3 protein-coding genes are annotated in these 2,856 nt (G+C 52.3%); 2 read left to right on the top strand and 1 reads right to left on the bottom strand.

What is annotated here, in order from left to right:
- Positions 1–2: 2 nt before the first annotated feature.
- The gene (locus tag KDK14_RS15090; protein ID WP_257265999.1) at positions 3–623 is read right to left on the bottom strand and encodes an IS607 family transposase; all 621 of its coding nucleotides are present in this window, start codon (positions 621–623) and stop codon (positions 3–5) included.
- 66 nt (positions 624–689) lie between these two features.
- On the opposite strand from KDK14_RS15090, the gene KDK14_RS15085 reads away from it, so the two are divergent.
- Both KDK14_RS15085 and glpK read left to right on the top strand, forming a co-directional pair.
- Positions 690–806, top strand: coding sequence for a DUF29 domain-containing protein (locus tag KDK14_RS15085; protein WP_257265998.1), 117 nt, complete (start codon positions 690–692; stop codon positions 804–806).
- 371 nt (positions 807–1,177) lie between these two features.
- Positions 1,178–2,677, top strand: a complete 1,500-nt coding sequence (gene glpK / locus KDK14_RS15080; protein WP_257265997.1) for a glycerol kinase GlpK — start codon at positions 1,178–1,180, stop codon at positions 2,675–2,677.
- Positions 2,678–2,856 lie beyond the last annotated feature (179 nt).

Raw genomic sequence — 2,856 nt, 5'->3', positions numbered from 1 at the left:
GCTCATGGCTGCCCGGTATCGTCTACAACTTGGGTCAATTTCTCCATCAGCTGCTGATTTTTGCGACTGCGGCTGCCGTAGAGGCGGGCAGAAAACACAGTGATAATCTCCAGAACATCCTTTGCCAGCTCTTCCGGTTGGCCGGCCCCCTCAAAGGAAGGCTGATCACTCTGGTTGATGATAATCACTTCGCAGTTCCGGGCTTCGACCAGTTCCGCGCCGAATCGTAACAAGCGGTCTTTGTGGGTGATGATCAGGCGTTCCAACTGGCCGGACACAATCAGGCTGAGCAGTTGTCGCACGCTTTTTTTGCGGTAGTTCATACCACTGCCGGGATCACTGATGATTTCGTACTGCCAGCCTTTAGAAGCGCAATATAACGAAAGCACTTCCTGCTGCCGCTCCAGGTCTTTTTTCTGGTCATGGCTGGAAACCCGACTGTAAGCTACCGTACAGCCATGAGCGAATTTGTGCTGTACCTGTGGAGTCTGTTGCATCATTAACTGACTGGCGCTGTAACGTCGTTGACCACCGGCAGTTCGCTCAGGCACGAGTTTTCCACAAGCCTCCCGGCGACGCAGAGTAGAAGGGGATACCCCTAAATGGTGAACGGCCCGGGAGATGGAGTATCATCATTCACAACAGAACTTACTCATTTTGAATAGGTTCGAGTATCTATAGATAGGTTTTTGTTAACTGCAACAAGCCCCTGCCTGCAAAAACATCAGCAAGTGGCAGAGTCTGATTTTCCTGATCAGTGTCCATGGTCTTTCGACCAGATGATGGAAGAAGACTGGCTGCCCTGACGCTCCGCCATCGAGCTGGCGACAATCCCGGCCCATCTCAGCTCTTGGCAGTAATGGTGTCGGTACCTTCCAACTGAATCACTTTTTCCGCCAAGTTGATGCAATCAAGGCTACTTGTCAGCATGCAACCACCGTCGTCTTTCTCCACTTGGGTTGTTCCATCAGGGGCGTCGGAGTACGCAGGGAACTCTCACGGTGACACTCCCCGATTTACGACGATTTTGCTAAAAACCTGCGATAATCAGGATTGTCAGTTGAATCACTGTGCCAACATAGACACCGGACGGACAGGCAATCTCGCAGCGTTTGTGAATTCAGAACCGCCTGATCGATTGTTAGCCGCTTTTTTGTAAGGAGTCAGGGACAAAAGAATGACCGCTGAAAAAAAATACATTGTTTCTCTTGATCAGGGTACTACCAGTTCACGGGCCATCATTTTTAATCACGATGGTGACATCGTCGGTACTTCCTTGCGGGAGTTTACCCAGCATTATCCTCAACCCGGCTGGGTTGAGCATAACCCGATGGAGATCTGGGCGACACAGAGTTCAGTGCTCACCGAAGTGCTGGCAAAAACCAACATTCGACCTGATGAGGTGGCCGCCCTTGGTATTACCAATCAGCGAGAGACCACCGTCGTCTGGGATAAACATACGGGCCAACCGGTCTATAACGCCATTGTATGGCAGTGCCGTCGTACCACGGATATCTGCGAACAACTAAAAAAGGACGGTCTGGAAAGCCATATCCGTGAAACTACCGGTCTGGTGCTGGACGCCTATTTCTCTGGCACTAAAATCAAGTGGATTCTTGATCACGTAGAAGATGCCCGTGGACGTGCCGAAAAAGGTGACCTGTTGTTCGGAACCGTGGATACCTGGCTGATTTGGAAGCTCACTGATGGCCGTGCCCATGTTACGGATGTGACCAATGCCTCACGGACCATGCTGTTTGATATTAACCGCCTGGAGTGGGATGACACCATCCTCAAGGCGCTGGATATTCCACGCAGCATGCTGCCTGACGTGAAGTCCAGCTCTGAGATTTATGGCAAGACCACTATCGGTGGCACCCGGATTCCGGTGGCGGGCATGGCCGGTGACCAGCAGGCTGCCCTGTTTGGCCAGATGTGCCATGACAAGGGCATGGCCAAGAACACTTATGGCACTGGCTGCTTCCTGTTGATGAATACCGGTGCGGCCCCTGTCAAGTCTGAAAATGGTCTGTTAACGACCATCGCCTTTGGAATTGATGGCAAGGTGCATTATGCCCTGGAAGGCTCTGTCTTTATGGGCGGGGCTTCGGTTCAGTGGCTTCGTGATGAGCTTGGCCTGGTGCGTGATGCGGCGGATACGGAATATTTTGCCAGCAAGGTAAAAGACACCAATGGTGTCTATGTGGTGCCGGGCTTTGTCGGTCTGGGTGCCCCTTACTGGGACCCTTATGCCCGAGGTGCCATTGTCGGCCTGACCCGTGGCGCTAACCGTAACCATATTGTTCGTGCGACACTGGAAGCCATTGCTTACCAATCCCGGGACCTGATTGAGGCGATGCAGCGGGATGCGGGCATCGAAATGAAACAGCTGAGGGTTGATGGCGGTGCCGTTGCCAATAACTTCCTGATGCAGTTCCAGTCAGACATTCTGAGTAAGGAAGTGGTGCGTCCTGCGGTAATCGAATCAACGGCAGCCGGTTCCGCTTATCTGGCGGGCCTTGCTGTTGGTTTCTGGAGAAGTATTGATGAACTCAAGGGTAAGGTCGGCGTTGATCGTGTCTATACCCCGGTTATGGCTGATGAACAGCGCTCAACGTTGTACAAGGGCTGGAAGAAAGCGGTAGGGCGCAGCCAGAATTGGGAAGATCAGCAATAAACGACAATAACCACTTAATAGCTGACTTTTATGCCACGCAGGGACAAACTCACGGAGGAAAAGATTTTTTCTCCATGCCTGCGTGGCAAGGTTTTTTCCTGACTGGATATTTCAACAGCTCCTTGGAGGCTGTCCGAGAATAGCGCCCGACTGGGCGTCCCCGTAGCGAGGATTGCGAG

The sequence above is a fragment of the Endozoicomonas sp. ONNA2 genome, assembly GCF_024606365.1.
Classification (GTDB): Bacteria; Pseudomonadota; Gammaproteobacteria; order Pseudomonadales; family Endozoicomonadaceae; genus Endozoicomonas.
Note: the sequence above shows the minus strand (reverse complement) of the source record. Positions and strands in the feature narration are given on the sequence as shown.